Source organism: Paenibacillus sp. RRE4 (genome assembly GCF_031844205.1).
Taxonomy (GTDB): domain Bacteria; phylum Bacillota; class Bacilli; order Paenibacillales; family Paenibacillaceae; genus Paenibacillus; species Paenibacillus xylanexedens_B.
In genome coordinates this window covers 20952-42096 of the sequence record NZ_JAUZUT010000013.1, presented here as the reverse complement: position 1 = coordinate 42096, position 21145 = coordinate 20952, and the positions used below count along the sequence as shown (strand labels likewise).

At 48.4% G+C, this 21145-nt stretch carries 16 protein-coding genes; 8 read left to right on the top strand and 8 right to left on the bottom strand.

Annotation, left to right across the window (positions count from 1 at the left end; all coding sequences use genetic code 11):
• Positions 1-24 precede the first annotated feature (24 nt).
• From Q9R46_RS26330 to argH, 4 genes are all read left to right on the top strand, one after another.
• Positions 25-1278, top strand: a complete 1254-nt coding sequence (locus Q9R46_RS26330; protein WP_311282370.1) for an aspartate aminotransferase family protein — start codon at positions 25-27, stop codon at positions 1276-1278.
• A 163-nt stretch (positions 1279-1441) separates the two neighbouring features.
• Entirely contained in the window at positions 1442-2407 is a 966-nt protein-coding gene (gene argF / locus Q9R46_RS26325; RefSeq protein WP_311282369.1) for an ornithine carbamoyltransferase, read from the top strand.
• 90 nt (positions 2408-2497) lie between these two features.
• Complete coding sequence (locus Q9R46_RS26320) at positions 2498-3733, top strand: argininosuccinate synthase (protein WP_090922968.1); 1236 nt, start codon at positions 2498-2500, stop codon at positions 3731-3733.
• Positions 3734-3839: 106 nt separating this feature from the next.
• Complete coding sequence (gene argH / locus Q9R46_RS26315) at positions 3840-5243, top strand: argininosuccinate lyase (RefSeq protein ID WP_111269132.1); 1404 nt, start codon at positions 3840-3842, stop codon at positions 5241-5243.
• Between the two features lie 116 nt (positions 5244-5359).
• Here the strand turns inward: argH and Q9R46_RS26310 are convergent, their stop codons facing one another.
• From Q9R46_RS26310 to allC, 7 genes are all read right to left on the bottom strand, one after another.
• The gene (locus Q9R46_RS26310) at positions 5360-6715 is read right to left on the bottom strand and encodes an allantoinase (RefSeq protein WP_311282368.1); all 1356 of its coding nucleotides are present in this window, start codon (positions 6713-6715) and stop codon (positions 5360-5362) included.
• Between the two features lie 65 nt (positions 6716-6780).
• Positions 6781-8175: an NCS1 family transporter gene (locus tag Q9R46_RS26305; RefSeq protein WP_311282367.1), complete on the bottom strand. Its 1395-nt coding sequence runs from the start codon at positions 8173-8175 to the stop codon at positions 6781-6783.
• A gap of 324 nt (positions 8176-8499) precedes the next feature.
• Complete coding sequence (locus Q9R46_RS26300) at positions 8500-9357, bottom strand: fumarylacetoacetate hydrolase family protein (protein ID WP_311282366.1); 858 nt, start codon at positions 9355-9357, stop codon at positions 8500-8502.
• A complete protein-coding gene (locus tag Q9R46_RS26295; RefSeq protein ID WP_311282394.1) occupies positions 9354-10619 on the bottom strand; it encodes an amidase in 1266 nt (421 codons plus the stop codon). Before Q9R46_RS26295 ends, Q9R46_RS26300 begins: the two co-directional genes overlap by 4 nt.
• Before the next feature lie 42 nt (positions 10620-10661).
• A complete protein-coding gene (locus Q9R46_RS26290) occupies positions 10662-11999 on the bottom strand; it encodes a uracil/xanthine transporter (protein ID WP_311282365.1) in 1338 nt (445 codons plus the stop codon).
• A 216-nt stretch (positions 12000-12215) separates the two neighbouring features.
• Positions 12216-13445 carry a pyridoxal-phosphate-dependent aminotransferase family protein gene (locus tag Q9R46_RS26285; RefSeq protein ID WP_311282364.1) on the bottom strand — a complete coding sequence of 410 codons (1230 nt, stop codon included), beginning with the start codon at positions 13443-13445 and terminating at the stop codon, positions 12216-12218.
• A 33-nt stretch (positions 13446-13478) separates the two neighbouring features.
• On the bottom strand, positions 13479-14723 hold the full coding sequence (gene allC, locus Q9R46_RS26280; RefSeq protein ID WP_311282363.1) for an allantoate deiminase: 1245 nt from the start codon (positions 14721-14723) through the stop codon (positions 13479-13481).
• Positions 14724-14894: 171 nt separating this feature from the next.
• On the opposite strand from allC, the gene Q9R46_RS26275 reads away from it, so the two are divergent.
• Positions 14895-16526, top strand: coding sequence for a PucR family transcriptional regulator (locus Q9R46_RS26275; protein ID WP_311282362.1), 1632 nt, complete (start codon positions 14895-14897; stop codon positions 16524-16526).
• 153 nt (positions 16527-16679) lie between these two features.
• Here Q9R46_RS26275 and Q9R46_RS26270 read toward each other — a convergent pair whose 3' ends face one another.
• A complete protein-coding gene (locus tag Q9R46_RS26270) occupies positions 16680-17468 on the bottom strand; it encodes an alpha/beta hydrolase (RefSeq protein WP_145414126.1) in 789 nt (262 codons plus the stop codon).
• A 303-nt stretch (positions 17469-17771) separates the two neighbouring features.
• Between Q9R46_RS26270 and Q9R46_RS26265 the strand changes: the two genes are divergently transcribed.
• The 3 genes from Q9R46_RS26265 to Q9R46_RS26255 all read left to right on the top strand — a co-directional run bounded on the left by Q9R46_RS26265 (position 17772) and on the right by Q9R46_RS26255 (position 20994).
• Positions 17772-18395, top strand: a complete 624-nt coding sequence (locus Q9R46_RS26265) for a YhbD family protein (RefSeq protein WP_145334559.1) — start codon at positions 17772-17774, stop codon at positions 18393-18395.
• A gap of 14 nt (positions 18396-18409) precedes the next feature.
• Positions 18410-19237 carry a polymer-forming cytoskeletal protein gene (locus Q9R46_RS26260; RefSeq protein WP_311282361.1) on the top strand — a complete coding sequence of 276 codons (828 nt, stop codon included), beginning with the start codon at positions 18410-18412 and terminating at the stop codon, positions 19235-19237.
• A 194-nt stretch (positions 19238-19431) separates the two neighbouring features.
• Positions 19432-20994 carry an MDR family MFS transporter gene (locus Q9R46_RS26255; RefSeq protein ID WP_311282360.1) on the top strand — a complete coding sequence of 521 codons (1563 nt, stop codon included), beginning with the start codon at positions 19432-19434 and terminating at the stop codon, positions 20992-20994.
• The last annotated feature ends 151 nt before the right edge of the window (positions 20995-21145 follow it).

Here is a 21145-nt window from a genome sequence, read left to right as displayed (position 1 = left end):
GAATCGATGAGGAGTGATATGGTCATGGCAAAAGGCAACGAACAGCCAGGTTCTGGCACAGCCGTAGCAGGGGCAGCAGCAACAGGTGCAACGGCACCGACGGAAAGCTCGCTTTTTCAAACGTATGCACGGTATCCCATTAGCTTGGTCAAAGGCAAAGGTAGCTGGTTATGGGACGATCAGGGGAACCGCTATCTCGATTTCATGTGTGGACTTGCTGTAACAAGCCTGGGCCATGCACCGGAGAAAGTGGGAGCGAAGCTGAAAGCTCAGATCGATGAGCTATGGCACGTATCCAACCTGTTCCAGATTCCCGGACAGGAAAAGGCAGCAGCTTTGCTGACGGCCAACACCTGCGCAGACGCGGTCTTTTTCTGCAACAGCGGTGCTGAAGCGAACGAAGCGGCGATCAAGGTAGCACGTCGTTATCAGCAGAAGGTGAAGGGTGAAGATCGGTACGAAGTGATTACCTTTGCCCAATCGTTCCACGGACGGACATTGGCGACTCTGACGGCAACTGGACAGGATAAGGTGAAAGAAGGATTTTTGCCACTGCCAGCGGGATTTGTAACGGTGCCATTGCATGATACTGCTGCACTCGAAGCGGCGATTGGACCGAAGACAGCAGCGATTATGCTGGAGATGGTTCAGGCAGAGGGTGGAGTGTATCCGGTGGAGCCGGAATTTGTGAAGCATGTGCGTAAACTGTGCGACGAGCACGGCTTGCTCATGATCGTGGACGAAGTGCAAACAGGAATGGGACGTACAGGCAAGCTGTTCGCTCACGAGCATTATGGTGTTGAACCGGACGTGTTCACGGTTGCAAAGGGCATCGGCAGCGGATTCCCTGTTGGCGCAATGCTGGGTAAAGGGTTCCTGCGTGATGCATTTACACCTGGCAGCCATGCAACGACATTTGGTGGTACACCGCTTGCTTCCTCTGTCGTTATTGCGACGATTGAGACGATGCTGGAGGATCGTTTGCCGGAGCGTGCAGCCGAGATGGGCGACTATCTGATGACGTCCTTGCGCAATCGTCTGGCGGGCAACTCGTTTGTGAAAGAAGTGCGCGGCATGGGCTTGCTGGTAGGTATTGAGTGCGCGGAGCCTATTGGTGATATCGTACTGGCAGGACAGAAACGCGGCATTTTGTTTGTATCGGCTGGGCCAAATGTGATTCGTTTGCTCCCTAACCTGTATGTAAGTAAAGAAGAGATCGACGAGGCTGTGTCCTTGGTGGGAACATTGATTGAGGAGCACGTTGCAGCAAAAGCTTGATCCGATGATGAAAAAAATAAAGTACTGAACCGGGGCCAATGCGGCCCCCGGCGCAGATTAAAGTGAAAGAATCCCTGTAGCCGCATGGTGCTCAGGCAGCAGAAGTGGTGTAAAACTTCTGCCCATGCGGGTGCAGGGAACCGGAAATGAGGAGGAACCAACAATGGCAGTACAGCACACAGACAAGGTTCAGAAGATTGACCTGAGAGGCCGGGATTTCATCGAATTCACGGACTATACGGCAGAGGAAATTCGTTACTTGCTGGATCTCGCGATTGAGATTAAAGGCAAACAAAAAAGCGGTGTACCGTTTCAACCGTTGAAGGGCAAAACGATCGGACTTATTTTTGAAAAATCATCTACACGTACACGTGTTTCCTTTGAAGTCGGTATGTTCCAGTTGGGCGGACACGCGCTGTTCCTGAGCAAAAACGACATTCAGCTGGGACGCGGCGAAACGACGCATGATACGGCCAAAGTACTGTCTCGTTACCTCGATGGCATTATGATCCGTACGTTTGGACACCATAATGTGATTGAACTGGCAGAGCATGCCGACATTCCGGTGATTAACGGCCTTAGCGATGCAGCGCATCCATGTCAGGTACTGGCCGATTTCCAAACGGTGTTGGAGCATAAAGGTAAGCTGGCAGGTCTGAAAATGGCTTATGTCGGTGACGGCAACAACATGGCGCATTCCCTGATGCTGGGCGCAGCGAAAATGGGGATGCACGTTGCCGTAGCAACACCGGAAGGTTACGAGCCGGACAGCACCGTGGTAGAGCAAGCTCGTGTCATTGCAAAGGAGAGCGGCTCCGAAGTACTTGTTACGTATAACGCACAGGAAGCAGTGAAAGACGCTGATATCGTATATACGGATGTATGGGCGAGCATGGGCTTTGAGGAAGAACAGAAGATTCGTGAGCAGGCGTTTGCGGCGTATCAGGTCGATGAGGAATTGATGAAAGGTGCCAAGCCTGACTACATGTTCCTGCACTGTCTCCCGGCACACCGCGGTGAAGAAGTGAGCGCAGGTGTCATTGACGGCCCGAACTCGCTGATCTTTGATCAGGCAGAGAATCGTCTGCATGCACAAAAAGCATTAATGGCCGCTTTGATGAGCGAATAGTCGCGATTTGCGGCAATGGGTTGATTTTACACGCCAATTTGGCGATGATAGATGCAATATAGTAATTGATCTTGGGGAGGACCATATCACATGGCTAAGGAAAAAATCGTACTCGCCTATTCCGGCGGACTAGACACATCTGTAATTTTGAAATGGTTGAAAGAAACGTATGATGCAGAGATTATCGCGTTTACCGCGGATATCGGTCAGAAGGATGAACTCGACGGACTCGAAGAAAAAGCGCTCGCTACGGGCGCTTCCAAAGTATACATCGATGATCTGCGCGACGAATTCGCGAAAGATTTCATCTATCCCATGTTCCAGGCAGGCGCCCTCTACGAAGGTCAATACCTGCTCGGTACAAGTATCGCACGTCCGCTTATCGCTAAACGTATGGTGGATATCGCTCGTGCAGAAGGCGCTACAGCGATCGCTCACGGCGCTACGGGTAAAGGGAATGACCAGGTTCGTTTTGAGTTGAACGCAGCTGCTCTGACACCGGACATTCAAGTGATCGCGCCTTGGCGTCTGGAAGAGTTCCGCAATCAATTCCCGGGACGTGCCGAGATGATCGCATACGCTGAAAAACATGGCATTCCGGTTACCGCTTCTGCGGCGAAACCGTACTCTACAGACCGCAACCTGCTACATATCAGCTATGAGAGCGGTGTGCTTGAAGATCCTTGGTTCGATCCGAGCGCGGATGAGAACAAAGACATGTTCCTGCTGAGCAGCGCACCTGAGGATGCACCGGATCAACCGGAATACCTTGAACTGGAGTTTGAACAAGGCGACTGTGTTGCCTTGAACGGCGAGCGTCTGAGCCCGTTGCAAGTGATGGAGCAATTGAATGAACTGGGCGGCAAACACGGTATTGGCCGTGTAGATATGGTAGAGAACCGTTTTGTCGGCATGAAGAGTCGCGGCGTATACGAAACACCAGGTGGAACAATCTTGTTCACTGCACATCGCAAAATGGAATCCATTACGATGGATCGTGAAGTGATGAACCTGCGTGACAGCTTGATTACACGTTACAGCACACTCGTATATAACGGGTTCTGGTTCGCACCGGAACGTCTGGCACTGCAAGCTCTGGTAACGGAAAGCCAGAAGAACGTAACGGGTACGGTTCGTGTGAAACTGTACAAAGGAAATGTCATCGGCGCGGGTGTGAAAAGCCCTGTCAGCCTGTACAATCCGGACATTGCTACCATGGAAGCTGATCCATCTGAAGCTTATGATCAAGGCGATGCAACAGGCTTTATCCGCCTGAATGCACTGCGTTTGAAAGTACATTCCGGTGTGGAGCAAAACAAAAAATAATTCACGGCGTGTGTGTCACGCTATATCATAATTACTGACAAGGCAGGCCGTTCTTGCACATTCTGGCAGGGGCGGCTTTGTCCATGAGCGAAAGGGGATACTCACTGTGAGCAAGCTGTGGGGAGGACGTTTTACGAAGCAAACCAATCATCTGGTTGAAGAATATACCGCATCCATCAATTTTGACAAAGCATTGGCGGAAGAAGATATTCAAGGCAGTTTGGCCCATGTGACGATGCTGGGGAAATGCGGTATTTTGCCGGCAGAAGATGTGGAAACGATCAAAGAAGGCCTGATTACCGTTTTGCATAAAATCCGTGCGGGTGAAGTGGAATTCTCCGTATCGGATGAAGACATCCACATGAACATTGAGAAAAACCTGATTGAAACGATTGGCCCTGTCGGTGGTAAGTTGCATACAGGCCGCAGTCGGAATGACCAGGTGGCAACCGATATGCACTTGTATCTGCGTGAGCGTGTCGTTGGTTTTGTCGGCATGTTGCATGCTTTGCAGGAAGCGTTGATCGGACAAGCTAAAGACAATCTGGATACGATTGTACCGGGATATACCCATCTGCAACGTGCACAGCCAATTCTGTTTGCACACCACTTGATGGCATACGTATCGATGTTCCAGCGTGATGCAGAGCGTCTGATGGACAGCTACAAACGCATTAACGTACTGCCGCTTGGTGCAGGGGCGCTTGCAGGAACAACGTTCCCGATTGATCGTCATTTTGTAGCGGAACAGCTTGGTTTTGATGGAGTGTACGAGAATAGTCTGGATGCGGTAAGTGACCGTGACTTCATCGTGGAGTTCCTGGCGGCAGCTTCCCTGATCATGACTCACTTGTCCCGTTTGAGCGAAGAATTGGTGCTATGGAGCAGCACGGAGTTTGGTTTTGTAGAGCTGGATGATGCGTTCTGCACAGGCAGCAGCATTATGCCACAAAAGAAAAATCCGGATGTGCCTGAGCTTGTTCGTGGTAAAACGGGACGTGTATACGGCAATCTGATCGGATTGCTGACCGTGCTGAAATCTCTTCCGCTGGCCTACAACAAGGATATGCAGGAAGACAAAGAAGGCATGTTTGATACGGTAGCAACACTTGAAGGGGCGCTTCAGTTATTTGCTCCGATGATCGCTACGATGAAAGTGAACAAAGATCGTATGCGTCAAGCGGTAAACCAGGACTTCTCCAATGCAACGGACATCGCTGATTTCCTCGTAGGTGAGGGTCTGCCTTTCCGTCAAGCCCATGAAGTGATTGGTAAAACCGTATTGTACTGCATCCAGAACGGCAAATATCTGCTTGATCTGACGATTGATGAATTCAAACAATTTTCACCGCTGTTTGATGACCGCATCTATGATGTATTGCAGCCCGAAGCGGTAGTCAATGCTCGTAACGTGTATGGCGGTACGGCATCGGGTCAAGTAGCTGAGGCTATTGCTCGTAGCGAGAAGGTGCTTGGGGCAACCGAGCAGTGGATTGAAAATCGGGGTTAAGGCTTAGGCTACAATCCAGGGTTAGGACTCAAAAAGAAGAAAAAGATTAAAAAAGAAGCATGTTCGAGAGACGAATCTCTGACATGCTTCTTTTGTGTGCTTCCTATTATCTTAAATTAAGGCTTCAGCCAGCTACCTTCGTTTATAGAAGGTAGCACCTTGCCATCCTGCACAACGACATGTCCGCGGACGATTGTACCTGCCAGACTCGACGGGAAAGTATGCCCGATATAGAGGCTCTGTTTATGCTTGGCATAATAGTTTTCTTCCGTCACGGTGAATGCTTCATTCAGATTTACGATGGCAAGGTCAGCGTCCATTCCGATGGCGATACTGCCCTTTCGATCTGCAATTTCAAAACGTCTTGCCGGATTCAAAGCTGTCCAAGCAGCAACGTGCTCTAATGGAATGTTGTGGGCTAACGCAAGTTCGAGTGCAGAGAGCAGTGTGAATTGTCCACCACTGATTCCACCCCATGCCTGAAAGAGATTATAATCTTTCGGATCTTTCATATCGTAAGGGCATGGTGAATGATCGGAAGACAGCATATCGAATTTACCTTCTGCCAGGAGGGAGATCAGTCGCTGCTGTTCATCCGCCTCACGCAGGGGAGGAGCACATTTGGCGATAGTCCCTTTTTCACGCAGACTATCGTGGTTGAAGAGCAGGTAATGTGCGCAAGTTTCTACCGTGACATTCATGCCGCGGGCTTTTGCCGCCTCAATTTTAGCCACGGCTGCTGCGGAACTGATATGAACAAAATGCAGGGCGCATCCTGTAATTTCGGAATAGTAGAGTGCACGTTCAACCGCCTCAACTTCGGCGAGGATTGGCCTTGTCTCCAGATAGTCATCGGCACTGACGAGTCCTGCCGCTTCCTTTTCAGCTTTCAGCCAGTTCGTTATTGCCGCGCTTTCCGAATGCAGAGCCAGAATTTTGCCGAGAGCGGCAATCTTTTTCATACCCGTCAGCAGTGTCATGTCGTCTACAGCTTCGAATTCTTTATTACCAGTGGTAGATAAGAAGGCTTTGAAGCCAATTACGCCAGATTCAGCTAACGGTTGCAGATCATCTTCGTTACCAGGCACGAGTCCGCCCCAGAGGCCAAAATCAACGAGAGATTTTTCGTTACCGATGCGTGCCTTCTCCAGCAGTGCCTCTTCCGTGACTGTCGAGGGGATTCCGTTTAGTGGCATATCGAAAAAGGTCGTGCATCCACCTGCTGCCATCATCGCTGATCCGGTAGTAAAGCCTTCCCAGTGCTCTCTTCCTGGTTCGCTGAAATGCACGTGCACATCAATCATGCCTGGGAGTATATGCTGTCCGGTGGCATTCCATTCGTGTGTTGCTTCGCCTTCAAGTGTGGAGGCAATCGCCGCAATCTTGCCATCCTTCACGCCGATATCGACTTGTGCAACACCGTCTGGCAACACCACGCTCCCGTTACGTATGATCAGATCATAATGTTCCATATTCATCCCTCTCTCTTTTTGGTGATGTTTAAATGGGTTGGCTCTTACAGTCAAGTCAGGCTCATTTATTCGTAGATGGTACCTTTCTTGAATGAGGAACCCTTAAAGGCGAATTTGCTGAGTAGCAGATAGGATAGGCCTGCTGTAATGAAGCCGATAATCCAGCCGATGTCAACGAGCAGGAAGGCTGCTCCAGCTCCGATGAGCATAGCTAACAAGGCACTTGGGTTATATCCTTTAAAGGAGCCGTTATCGAGATATAATTCTGCTGTATCAACCTTCTGTTTTCGCAAGATGTAATATTCGACCAGCATAATCGATACAATAGGCCCCAGGAAAGCGGAATAGATTAGAATAAATGTATTCAAACCTTGAGCCGAGGAATCCTGTACGAGTACCCACGGGAACGAACAGAGGGCGAGCAAGCCAGTGATGACAACAGATGCTTTGTATTTAAGCTTGGTAACAAGCGAGATGACGTAAGCGGGTGGTACGATGTTAGCGACCATGTTAACAGCAACTGCACCAATGACGATGAAGGCTGAAACAAATACGGTGATGTATGGGTTGTCCACAATAACAGCAAATGCTTTGACTGGATTAGAGATGCCTGTTGCTGCAGCCATCATTGCACCAATCGTCAGAACGAATCCATAAGCGATAACGATCGGGAAGAAGTAGAGCATACTACGCTTTTTGTCACTCATGCCGCTCTTCAGCTCACGAGAATAATCACCTGCACTTAGAAAGATGGCTGCATAGTTGCCGAGGAATACCATGATGAAAGCAAAGAATGGAAGTCCCCATGTCCCTTTGGCATTCACCCAATTTTCAGTAATAGCTGTGCTGTGGGAGTTGAGTAATAAGCTGAATACGTAAACGAGTGCGAGCATAATAACGACGGAAGCGAGGGTTTCCACCCACTTGATTGCGTGAAAGCCATAAAGTGAGAGGACAATCTGAACGGCCTGTAGCAAGATAAAACAAACAGGAATGCTGTCTAAGCTACCACCGCTTAATACTTTAACAATTTCATTCAAGGCCGTTGCTCCGACCCAGCTCTGGAAACCGTACCATACGATGGCAGGCACGCCACGTAAAAATGAGGAGATGATCGATCCCTTGATGCCAAAAGACATGCGCAGTTGAACGACATATGGGATACCTGTTCGATAACCAAACCGGTCATTTATTGCAAAGATTACGGAAATGATCGCAATGGCAATCATCGCAGCAACAAACGTTTGGAAGACATTGAGTGTAGCGACACCTGCAACGATGAGGCTTGCTCCGAGCGTCATGTTACCGAGGTTCACGCCATCCCCGATCCACATGAACATGTAGGGTACTGATCCGATCGTTCTGTCGCTCTCCTGTTTCGGTTTCAAGGAGTCGTCGATACTGATTTCTTCGTGTAGCTGGGTCTGTTCCAGTACTTGTCCTGCCAAATTCGTTGACATATCTGCCCCACTCCTCTTTGATATGGGGTGCCGCAAGGCTGGTCGATCTCTGAATTAACGAGTCATTCCATCCATTCCTGTCTGCACACCATAGATGATATAAAACATGTAAGATAAAATAACTTTATAATGTTATGTATCCTTACCTGTTCTCTGTATATCTTATTTTATCATCTTGTATGTACAATTCATTGACAAAAACGTAGATTGTTATCGTAATTTCTGTTGAATTTGCATGAAAAAACATGACGTTGTATGTTACATATGAGAGGGGTGGCGTGAAAATTGCATTTTTGTGTTCAAAAAACCTTACAATGTTCGGATTTAGCTCTCTACCCTGTTATCTAGCTTCCTAAGCCCTTCAATCTGACAGCCAACGGAATCGCCTGGCTGAATGGTGACTGATCCCGGGGTGCCCGTCAAAATGACATCTCCCGGATGAAGTGTCATCACATTCGAAAGGAAAGAAATCAGGTACGCAGGTGAGAAGATCATGTGATCAACGGTATTGCGATGAGTAACATCGCCATTGTGTATCGTTTGAATCTCAAGTTCGTTCAGATTGTCGTATTCATCAGGTGTAGAGAGGGAAGAGCCGAGACTCAGGAACGTGTCAAAGCTTTTGGCACGTTGCATGAACCGGGGGTTGCGGGCGTGAATTTCTTTGGCGGTCATATCGAGTGATGTTGTGTAACCTGCTATGAAACTCATGGCCTGATCTTCGCGAATGGCTTTGCATGTTTGTCCAATGACAATCGCCAGCTCTGCCTCAGCAGTGACCTGTCCGGCCGAGTCCGGTAGACGGATCGTTTCCCCGGAGCCAATCAGGGATGAATCAGGTTTGAGAAAAATAACGGGTTCATCCTCGGGTGGGCGTCCCGATAGTTCGATGGCTTTGTCCCAGTAGTTCATTCCTACGCCAATGATTTTCCCAGGGTGGCGATACAGCGCACGATAGGATACGTCACTGGCCGGCAGAGAAGGCAGTGACGTAAGTTGTTCGTGTTCATTGCTGTACCAGCTACGCAGTACGGTGAGTTGATTATTTTGTAGCAAAGTAAACAGATCTGTATCCCAGCTCGTGCCGAATTGCTCGTTCAGCCAAGCCAGTGGAGTAATGCCCCGATCCGTCCAAAAAGCAACTTGCTCCCGCCCCTTATCTTCAATCGTTAGAAGTTTCATCGGCACACCTCTTCCGCAAACTGTTTTGCTGTCCAATCTAATAACTTAAGATCTGTCTTAGTACCACCAATAAAAGATAGCCCTATGGGTAGTCCGTCAGGACGGAGAACAGGAACTGTAACCTGAGGCAGGCCGGAGAGCCCTGCGATACAGGAGAGTTGCATCGTTTTGGCGCGGTAAGCTTCTGCTTCAGGACCTTTCAATCCCAGAAGGGGAGCTGGGCCCGGTGCAGTTGGAATGGCTAGCAGACCATCTTCTCCTAACAAGTTAACGAGGTTACGTTGTACACGAGCGCGCAGCTCCGCTTCGGCCTCGCTAGCAGATTTCTCAAGGGAGCAAGCCCATTCGAAACGTTCTGCGATTCCCGGGCCAAATGTTGGACGTTCTTTTGTAAGCCAGTCGCTGTGTTCGTTCGCAATTTCCAGTCCTTGAAGGACACGGAACGCCGCCGACCAGTCTGCCAAGCTCTCGGCAGGTTCGGTTAGGTTAATGGTTTGATAGCCTTCTGGTTGCCATTCCTCGATTTTGTGTAATGATGAGAGCAAAAGCGAACAATCCTCAGCTTCAGGTAGCTCCCATGCTTCTGTCGCTATGAAGAACTGAGTGAACGGTTTCATATTTAAGTCAATTGCAATTTCTGATCCATTTTCCTTCAAAAGAAGCCTTTCTTTCATTAGCACGTTGCCTACGTTACGTAAAATAGTGATATCCTTGCTCATCCAGCCGACAGTATCGAAGCTATGTGCAAGAGGAATGACCCCCTCTGCCGACACGGCACCATGCGTTGGGCGGAACCCGTACAGTCCGCAATATGAAGAGGGGATGCGTACGGACCCGCCGGTATCGGTTCCAATGGCGAAATCGGCGAGCCCCGCTGCTGCTGCCACGGCTGAACCACTTGATGAACCGCCTGGAATCCGATCCGAAGCGAGGGGATTGGTTGGCGTACCGTAATGAGCATTTTCCCCATTCAGACTGTACATCAGTTCGTCCGTCTGTGTTGTGCCTTCTAGGTTTGCGCCATTCTCCAGCAGGGTAAGCAATGCAGGAGCAGTAGATGTGGCAGGCTCATGTGTGCGGAGCCAATCGGGATTGCCTGCTCCGCTTGTTTCTCCCTGAATATTGAAGACATCTTTGACTGCAAAGGTTAGTCCATTTAGTGGGCCATACCGGGTAGCTGGAAGTCTGACTTCTACATTAACGTATGCCCCCCAGTGATTAGACCGGAGTGCATCTGTTGAATTTTTTGGACCTGTACTCATTGACCGTGTCTCTGTCTGTTCCTGATTAGAATGTTTCATTGGTTATTCCCCTTTCGTTCTTATACTAGGGCTTAGTGCACTCAGGGAGGGGCGGGAGTGAACTTGGTTCAACAACAAAGCCAGTAAAATGCCTACCAAAAGCCCGTTTCCGAGAAGTGGACGTAGCAATGGGGGTAATGTTGTAAAAATTTCCGAGGGTAATCCCATAACGATAATACCTATGAATAATGGCGCAGCCGTCCGGTAGAGGTTGGCTGCGTCCATATGAAGTTGTCCGAAATACTGGAGTGAAGAACCTAACAAGCGAAGGTACGTCACGAATAGTACAGCGCTTCCGATACTAAGCGGAAGTTGTGTCAATAAACCGGTGATAGCTGGAATCAGGCCGATGGTTGCAAACAGCAGACCCCCAATGACAAATGGAAGTCGTTCTCGCATACGGGTTTGTTGGAGAAAGCCGACAGAACTAACGTATGGAGCGTATGGAACAAGTCCAAGCAGACCTGAAATCACTGCAAGAATGCCGCTGATTGTAAAAGAACGTTTATACTGGCCGCTCGCCGCTTCGTGCTCATAAATAGCGTCGGTACCTTTCAAAGCGCCAAATGTGTTTGAAGTGTTGATTAAACCGGCAATCACGGCGATCGCGATTACGCCAGTGTTTAATCCACCCGCAGGTTCCCCGAGTGGAAACCAGCCTGCATCGAGTGATCCGGAGTTGGATGTTCCCCCTGAGCTACCGAAGATAAATGCATGTAATGCCCAGCCGCCCAAAATACCAATCAGTAAAGCATACTGTGCTATGGCTGACCGGGCTTTTATAGATAAGACAGAAACAAAAACAGCCACAGCAGCCGCCAGTAGAAAAACGGCAGGTTGGATTACGTTCGCTTTATCGGAAGAGCCGGATGAGATACCAAGCATACCTTCGAGAAAAATGATATTCAGTCGGCAGCCAAGTAAGAACATAAATACAGCCATGACTCCTGGCGTAAATAATTTCGACAAAGGCGTAGCGAGACCGCACAAGCCAATCAGAATTGTGATCACACCCGAGATCAGAATACCTACGGCGAGACTCCCCCCGAGTTCCGTCAAGGATATACCAAGGGAGGGGGCGGATGCGCTAAGGCTCAGAATGACACCCCACCATAACCCCGACTGTCCTTCCATGACGGATCTTTGATGTCCAAGCCATGCTTGTAAAGCACATGCGATTCCGGTGAGAATAAAAGAGCACTGGATCAGAAATTGAATTCGTTCCTGAGGCAATGCAAATGCCGCCCCAACTGTAATAGGTATAACTACCGTATTGGTAAATAAAAAAAACAGCCATTGCAGCCCGCTCAGACCCGAGCGGAGCCAGTTGATTTTAAGCATGTGTCACCTTCCGTGTGGATCTTCGTTGAAAATGTTTCCCATGCATTCAGGCAATCCGTGATGCAGTTGATGTATCTTGAACGAAGTCTGAATTGTACAAAAGGATTCCGGCAGTTCCCGGAATCCTTTCAATATTGAAAAATAGCCTTGATCCTAATTGGAAAACAGCCCTGTTTCTATGCGATATTATAATGCCTCAGAGCTTTACCCGGTACTTTATTCTGCGTGCTCGTAAACGTCAAGGGCCTCTTGAACCCCGCGTCCAATCACAATCGGAGCTTTATGACGAATTAACACAGCTTCCAGTGCGGAGAGGACGAATAGTACGTTTTCTTTCCGACAACTGTAACCCATGGTACCGATTCTCCAAATCTGCCCATGTAACGGTCCGAATGAGCTGGCGATCTCAATACCGAACTGGGTCAGAAGTGTAGTTCGTACAGACTCGCCATCAATGCCTGCAGGAATTTTTACACAGGTGACGACTGGAAGCTTCCATGCTTTATCGTTGAACAGCTCCAGACCCATGCCGCGTATACCTGCCATCAGTGCTTTTTCATGCAATCGATGACGTTCGAAGCGTGTTTCAAGTCCTTCCTCCAGCAGAATGCGCAATCCTTCACGCAGGGCGTAAAGCATAGATGTCGCCTCCGTATGATGGTTCAATCGGCGTGGCCCCCAGTAATCTTGCAGCTGGCTCAGATCAAAGTAATTACTGCGGATCGGATGTGCGACATCCCGGCGATCACTCTCAAGTGCAACGCCGCGTTCTACCTTTTTTCGACTTGCCAGAATGCGTTCTACCCGCTCGTTGTAAGTCACAGGAGCCATGCCAGAAGGGACGGATATGCACTTTTGGGTGCCGCCAATCACGGCATCGAGTTGCCATTTATCTACTTTGACGGGGGCGCCGCCGATGGAAGCAACAGCATCAACGACTGTTAATACACCAAGTTCCCGGCAAGCTGGACCGATCTGGTCCAGTGGCTGCATGCAACCTGTTGAAGTCTCGCCGTGTACGATGGCTAATATTTTCGGCTGAACCCGTTTTACCTCATCAATTACTGCTTGTTGGTCGAATACTTCTCCCCATGGGCATTCCATGAGATGGAGTTCTGCGCCGTGGCGTTCGGCAATTTCAGTCAGCAAATGTCCGAAGCGTCCGAAGATAGGAACAAGCACTTTGTCCCCTGGCTCGATCAGGCTGCACAGCACGGCTTCCAGACCGGAACGTGAAGTGCCATCAACCGGAAAGGCCCACTGGTTCGTCGTTTGGAATGTCTGCCGCAACATGTCCATCGTTTCGTTCATCATTCGGGTGAATTCCGGATCGAACTGACCCAAAATGGGCGTTGCCATCGCTCTTAAAACTCTTGGGTCAACCTCGACTGGTCCTGGGGTCATAATAGTTCTCAAAGGTGCATGGATTTCCCGGTATTGTGTCATCTCGTCATCGCCTCCTGATTTCTGGTTGTTCATTCAGTATGCCAGCTTGTATAACAGGTCGATTAACAGGCGAACTCCGCGCTGTAAATCTTCCGTAGGGGTGAATTCAGCAGGGGAGTGGCTAATGCCGCCCTGGCTTGGTACGAATAATAATCCTGTTGGACAATATGTGCCGAAAATCTGTGAGTCATGTCCTGCTCCGCTGGTCATTCTTTTGTACGAAACACCTTCGCTTTCTAAAATCTCCTCGGCTGTCTGGTTTAACGTGCAATCCATCGCAACGGGAGGTTCATCCATCCACTTATGGCAAGCGACCGTTGTTCCGTGTTCAGAGGCAACGGTCTCGAATTCACTGAAGCATGCCTCGCAAAATTGCTCAATGATCTTCGCATCACTGTGACGAACATCCAGGCTAAAGGTAACCTCTCGTGCAATGACATTACCTACATTCGGTTTAACTTCCATACGTCCAACGGTGGCAACAAGTCCGAATTCATGGGCTTTGGCCCGATGCATCAATATTCGGATCAGCTCGGCTGAGGTGAACATCGCATCACGACGCCACTGCATAGGTGTTGTTCCGGCATGATTGCTTTCACCGTATACCGTAATGTTATAGCGTCGTTGTCCCACGATGTGACTGACGATGCCGATCGATTTCTTTTCGCGTTCAAGGACTTGGCCTTGTTCGATGTGCAGTTCAATAAAACATTCCAGGTCTTTGCGTGTTGGCTGTGCGTGAAGCCCGAGTCCGAATCCTGCCTCGTGCATCGCCTGTTCGAAGGGGATTCCATTTACATCGTTGATTTGGTGAATGGCCTCGCGTTTTTTTACTCCCGTTATGTTGCCTGAGCCCCAATAAGTCATTGGAAAACGACTACCTTCTTCTTCGCACAACGATACCACTTCGATAGGTTTGAGTGGCTGACCATAATGTGTGAGCAAATGTTCCACAGCAATGAGTGCTGCAATGATCCCATAAGCTCCGTCATATTTGCCGCCGCCGATCACAGTGTCGACATGAGATCCGGTTAACACTACGTTTGCTTCAGGATCACGTCCAGAAAGCCGACCAAACAAATTGCCGACATCGTCATAGCGTGCAGATAAACCAAGTTGTTCTATTTTAGCTTGAATCGCCTTCTGAGCTGCGCTCCAAGCCGGGTCATAGAGCAAACGGGTTACGCCGCCGTTATTGTCTTTTCCGTACGAAGCCAGCCATTCGACCATCTCTTCGATCTGCTTAGACAAGGCAGATGGTTTTGGTTGTTCAATCATCAAATGCAGTATCCCCCATTCCGGCAACGCTAGCTTTCCGACCGATGTTAGATTAATTAACTTGGCATTGCGTTTAATTCATCGTAAAATAAAAAAAGTTAAAAATCATTCACGAAAATGTAGAAGAATAGCTGAATTCGTTGTGCATGTTAACCATAGGGGTGGAGAAGAATGAAAATGAGTGACTTGCTGAAGCTGGCAGTATTCAACGGAACAATCGTAGTAGGGGGGAGCGATGGTTTGAATAGAGAAGTTCATACCGTCAATATGATGGATGCTCCTGATATTATTCCGTACTTGAAAAGAAATGAGTTGCTGATTACGACGGCTTTTCACTTCAAGGATGACCTGCCGGCTCTGCTCGAACTGATTCGTGAAATGGGACAACAGGAATGTGCAGGGCTGGGTATCAAAAGCAAAAGGTTTCTCGGCAGCATTCCTGAATCCGCAGTTCAGCTGGCAAACGAGTTGGGCCTGCCTCTGATGGAACTGCCTGTTGATCCTTCGCTAGGTGATATTGTCAACAAATCTCTAAGCCATATCCTCGATGTGCGAACAACGGAGTTGCATAATGCGATACAGACCCATCGCCAGTTCACTCAACAAATTATGAGCGGTCAAGGTATACCTAAGCTGCTTGATCAATTATCTGCTTTACTGCGATTTCCTGTTTATCTGCTTGGGCCATATCTACAGCCAATCTTCGGCCGAGTTCCTGCTAAAACGGCTGCACAACTGGAGATTTTATTATCTGGCGGCGGTCAAATTCATGTTGCGCCTTCCGTGTTCTCGGCATTTTCCTTGTTAGGTGAGGAACGTGAAACGTTAACATTATTTCCCGTATACACTCATAGGCAACTTCATTTCCTGTGTATTACCGGTTTCATATCATCTTCCGAACGTTCAAGCATTCTGACCATTGAACAGGCAACGAACGTGATTGCGTTTGAATTAATGAAGGATAATGCATTGAAGCAGAATCGGCGCCGGATCCAGAATGAGTTTTTTACAAACTTTATTGGAGGGGTCTTCTCAAGCAACGAGGAGATTGCAAACCGGGCAAGGGAGTTCGGACTGTCCAGCGATCAACGATACCTTTGTGTAGTCGGCAAGCTGAATGGCAAGGATCGTTCGACATCATTCATGCAATACAAGGCAGAACAGGATCAGATTGCCGAACATCTTCAAGGAGAGCTAGCGCAATTCCGCCATCCCATATATTTGTTTACCCATGATCGCTCCTATGTGTTACTCATGCCGCTGGTTGAAGAGTGGGAGATGATCAAGCCGTCCTTGATCGAACTATTGGAACGTCTGCAACGTAAAATTGCCATGTATTATGAATCGGAACTGTCATTTGGTCTTAGCAGTTATGCCCAGCCACTTAGCCAGATTCCTTTATCTTTTAAAGAGGCGAATGAAGCACTCTACTTCGGAAGTATATCGGGAAAAGTACGCTTCATTGAATTGTATCAGCCGAAGGAAGTATCTGAAATTTTGCGTTTGATCCCCCATGATCATCTGAGAAAATTTTATGTGGATACGATGCAAGGATTCGAAGATGAGACACTTAAGGATCACCATATGTTGCTTCATACCTTGTCCGTATACCTGGAAACGCATTGTCATCTTGCCGAGACGGCAAAACGACTTTATATTCATCGGAATACCGTCATTTATCGGCTGGAAAAATGCGAGGAGATTATTGGCCGCAGCTTGAAAGACCCGGAAGAGACGTTACGTCTTCGGATGGCCTTTCGGATCAAAGCATTGTTGCCGGAAGAAGGGAAAGCGGAGTATTAAGAGGTTGAGCGAATATGAAAAAGATGATTAAAAGCAGGCTGAGATAAACTGTACCTTCAGGTTAGTTATAGTAACCGAGGAGGCACAGTCCACTTTAAGCCTGCTTTTTTAGTTGGCAATTAATGCAGGAGAGGGAGGCCTCTCTTATGTGCCTTAGTCTCTTTTAGACAACGGTAACCACTTCAACACATTCTGGATTTTCATGTCCCAGTAACCCCATTCATGTTCCCCGGGTTCTTCCTCGTAAGTTAACTTGAAGTCTGTCTCGGCGCAGGCTTTACGGAATGTCTGATTATCTTCATACAGAAAATCCTCTGTTCCACAACATTGATAGAGGAGTGGTCGTGGAGCCGGGTTATGTTTACTCTCCTGGAGCAAATGGATTAAATCGTTCTCTGAGCCTGCAAATTGAGGTCCGAAGATACGTAACAGTTCAGCCTGCCGTAAGGCAGATGGGACGTCGTTGTTCATATGAGCGGCCATGTCAAGAGCACCCGAAAGACTTGCCGCCGCAGCGTACTGATCCGGTTTTCGTAGAGCCAGCTTGAAGGCACCGTATCCGCCCATGGATAGGCCAGCAACGAAATTATCTTCGCGTTTCGGTGACAGCGGGAAGAAGGAGCGCGCAAGTTTAGGCAATTCCTCACTAATGAATGTCCAGTATTGTCCTCCCTCTGCCATGTCCGTGTAGAAGCTGCGATGAACCTGAGGCATAACGACCGCGATTCCGAGTGAAGCGACATAACGTTCAATCGAAGTGCGGCGTAGCCAGATGGAATCGTCATCCGACATCCCGTGAAGCAAATACAGGGTTGGGTGCAGACCAGAACCGGTGACATTTTCCATTCCGATCTGATTGTGGGTCTGCTGTGGCAGAATCACATGCATGCTTGTACTTAATCCGAGGGCATCCGAGTAGAAATCACATTTAATGAGTGCCATACCAAAAAGTAACCCCTTTCATAGATGGAAGTTTAAAAGGATGTTTCTATGCAATGGATAAGGTAAGAAAGCTGAAGGATATCAGCTACTATTCAAGGTTATACCCAAAATAGAGCAAACGCAATGACAGGATGTAAAACGTATTCGATATCTGTGCAAATAACCTTTGTATAATCCATTTTCTGAAAAAACAAAGAAATGATTAAACGAAGAATAGATTATTTTCATCACATATGATCCGCGCGCCTTTACAACGTAACAATGTTTTGTTACACTAACTTTAATGAAAAGGGGGTCCTGAAATTGACGGATGATTTGATCTCCAAAAAAGAGCTACTTGACCTGACAGGCATTTCATACGGTCAATTATATCGCTGGAAACGAAAAAACCTGATTCCTGAGGAGTGGTTTATTCGAAAGTCTTCTTTTACGGGACAGGAAACATTTTTTCCTAAACAGCAGATTTTACAGCGGATCGACAAGATTATTCATATGAAAGACGGATTGTCACTGGATGAACTGGCAGATGTGTTCTCGCCAACACTTGGTGAGGTGGAGATGTCAGACCAACAGCTGCTGGATCGAAACATTGTTTCGTTAGCTTCACTTGATCTGTTAAACGAGGCTGGGCGCCAGCAGTCATTATATGGTCTCGAACAGATTATGATGCTTTATGTGCTTGAAAAGCTGCTTCTCAGCGGGGATATCACTCAACAGGAGGGGTTACTCCTGATTGATGTAATGTCTGAACACTATTACCGTTTTCGTGACCGTGCTAGTGAATTGATGCTTATCCGCAAGATGGGCGTACCTGCCTTTATGGTAGTGAACTCGGGAGCTGAACTTTATTTTGATCAAGGGGTAAAAGTGGTACTTCGCATTCCGCTTGCAACGTTCATGGAAGAATTGAAACTTAAATTGGGCTGAGGGGGATTTTACGAATGGAAGAACGTCACTTAAGAAATGATTTGAATGTCACAGGCTCTCGCAAAACAACAGGCGGTTCTTATCACCGAGTAAATATTGACGGTATGGCTAAACTGGACGGTGATCTGGATTGTTCCTCCCTAAGCGTTAACGGCACGCTGAAAATCTACGGTTCCCTCGTCTCCGAGAGCACAACGATTAACGGAATGGCTAAAGTGGAGGGAGAACTGCGGACTCAATCTCTCGATGTCAATGGAACATTGGGAGTTCATGGTGCAGCGCGTGCCGAGAGTACGATGGTTAATGGAATGTGTACCATTAATGGTCCACTGGTCAGCAATCGGGTACGTGTGGATGGTATGACCACGATTAATGGAGACCTGTCTACGCCTGAGTTTACGGTGAACGGAAAGTGTAACGTACGCGGTAGAGTGGACAGTGAACGTATTGATATTGGTGGTATGGCGACGATTGATGGAGATGTGCAGGGAGAGAGAATCAACGTTCAGGGCAATATTAAGGTGGGTGGACTTCTCAATGCGGACAGTGTGGAGATTCGTTTATACACGTCCTCTTCAGCAAGAGAAGTAGGCGGTGAGCGTATCGACATTCGGCGCAAGGAACGTAGCGGATTATGGAAAGCGCTCGGATTGGGCGGTGCGCCATCCTTCAGGGCTCAACTGATTGAGGGTGATGAGATTGTGCTTGAAGATACCGAAGCGGATACGGTTCGAGGGAATCGAGTCCATATTGGGCGCGGCTGTACTATCCGGTTTGTGGAGTACTCGGGCGAACTAATCATTGATCCGGAGGCGAAGGTGGGCAACAGCGAGCGAATTTAGCTAGAAGGGAGCAGGGAAGAGGACAGATGGAAGACGACCCTTATCACCTTGTAACAGTAGAGCTGATGGTTATCCCCTCAAGGTAGAAGGTTTTGCCATAAAGCAATCGGTCCTTGGACTGATTGCTTGTTACTTCTTTTCGGATATACTAATGCAGTCATATGAATAGAACGGGAATGGAGAGATTAACAACAATGGCTGCACGCAACAATAAAATTGGATTTGTGCTGGCAGGTTTGCTGCTTAGCATCTTAATGGCCTCTATGGATAATACCATTGTGGCTACAGCTATGGGGGATATCGTGGGCAAGCTCGGCGGGCTCGACAAGTTCGTCTGGGTAACCTCTGCCTACATGGTGGCTGAGATGGCAGGTATGCCGATTTTCGGTAAACTGTCGGATATGTATGGACGTAAAAAGTTTTTTGTCTTCGGGATCATCGTATTTATGCTTGGCTCCGCCTTGTGTGGAACTGCGACATCCATCGTGGAACTGACCATGTACAGAGCGATTCAAGGGATTGGTGCAGGAGCACTGGTGCCGATCGCGTTTACGATTATGTTCGATGTCGTTGCGCCTGAATCTCGGGGGAAGCTGGGTGGTTTGTTTGGAGCAGTGTTCGGTCTTTCCAGTGTATTCGGGCCGCTGCTAGGCGCGTACATTACAGAGTATGCCACATGGGAATGGGTGTTTTACATTAATCTGCCGCTCGGTTTGATTGCATTTTTGTTTATCGCATTTTTCTATAAGGAATCTCACCAGCATCAGTCGCAGCAGATTGACTGGCTGGGTGCCGTTACACTGATTGGTGCCGTAGTCTGCCTGATCTTTGCGCTGGAGCTGGGTGGTAAAACATATGCCTGGGACTCCGCACAGATTCTAGGGCTGTTTGGTGGATTCGTGGTGCTGGCATTAATCTTTTTGTATGCAGAAACGAAGGCCAAAGAGCCGATTATTTCATTCGGTATGTTCCGCAAGCGGGTGTATTGGTCAAGTAACGTCATTGCCATGTTCAGTGGCGCTGCGTTTATTACGGCATCGGTATATATCCCGATTTTCATCCAGGGCGTACTCGGTGGCAAAGCGACCAACTCGGGTCTTGTGTTGTTGCCGATGATGCTAGGTTCCGTCGTGACAGCTTCCATGGGCGGTGTACTTATGACCAAAACAAAATACCGCAATATTATGATTCCAACGCTGGCTTTGCTTGTAGTGGGGCTAGGTTTATTAACGACATTGGATGAAGGTTCATCCCTATGGACCATTCGGGTATACATGGTCATGATTGGCCTCGGTGTCGGTGCATCTTTCTCCGTACTTAGTAATGCGGCTATGAACGCCTTCGAACCGCAAAGACGCGGTGCCGCCAGTTCAACGCTGAACTTCCTGCGTTCCTTAGGCATGACGATGGGCATCACGATCTTTGGCATTGTACAGAGTCAAGTCTTTACGCGCAAAATGACAGACAGCATGGGTGGTGCCGCTGGAGAAGCGGGTGCAACGGCTGGAGCGCCTACAGGGGGTCTGCCTGCCGGGATGGATCTGACCGATCCGCATGCACTGCTATCGCCAGAGCTACGTCAAGGGATTCCTCCACAGGTGCTGGAGTCCATCACGCATGCGTTATCCTCTTCCATTGTGCAGCTGTTTGCCTGGGCGGTTATTCCGGCAGCCCTTGCACTGATCGCTTCCTTCTTTATGGGGAACGAGAAAATGGTAGTGGGAGAAGAGCAACACGAGTATACAGGTGGACACTAAAGCAGAGGAGAACGAAGTTAAGCCATCACCGACCGTGTATTTGAAGCATAGATCCGGTGAGTCTTGAGTTATAACGTTTTGCAAGCTTTAAGCTAAGGAAACAAAAGGTTATGCAATAAACGGATTTTACAAATCCGTAAATCTAGTGCAC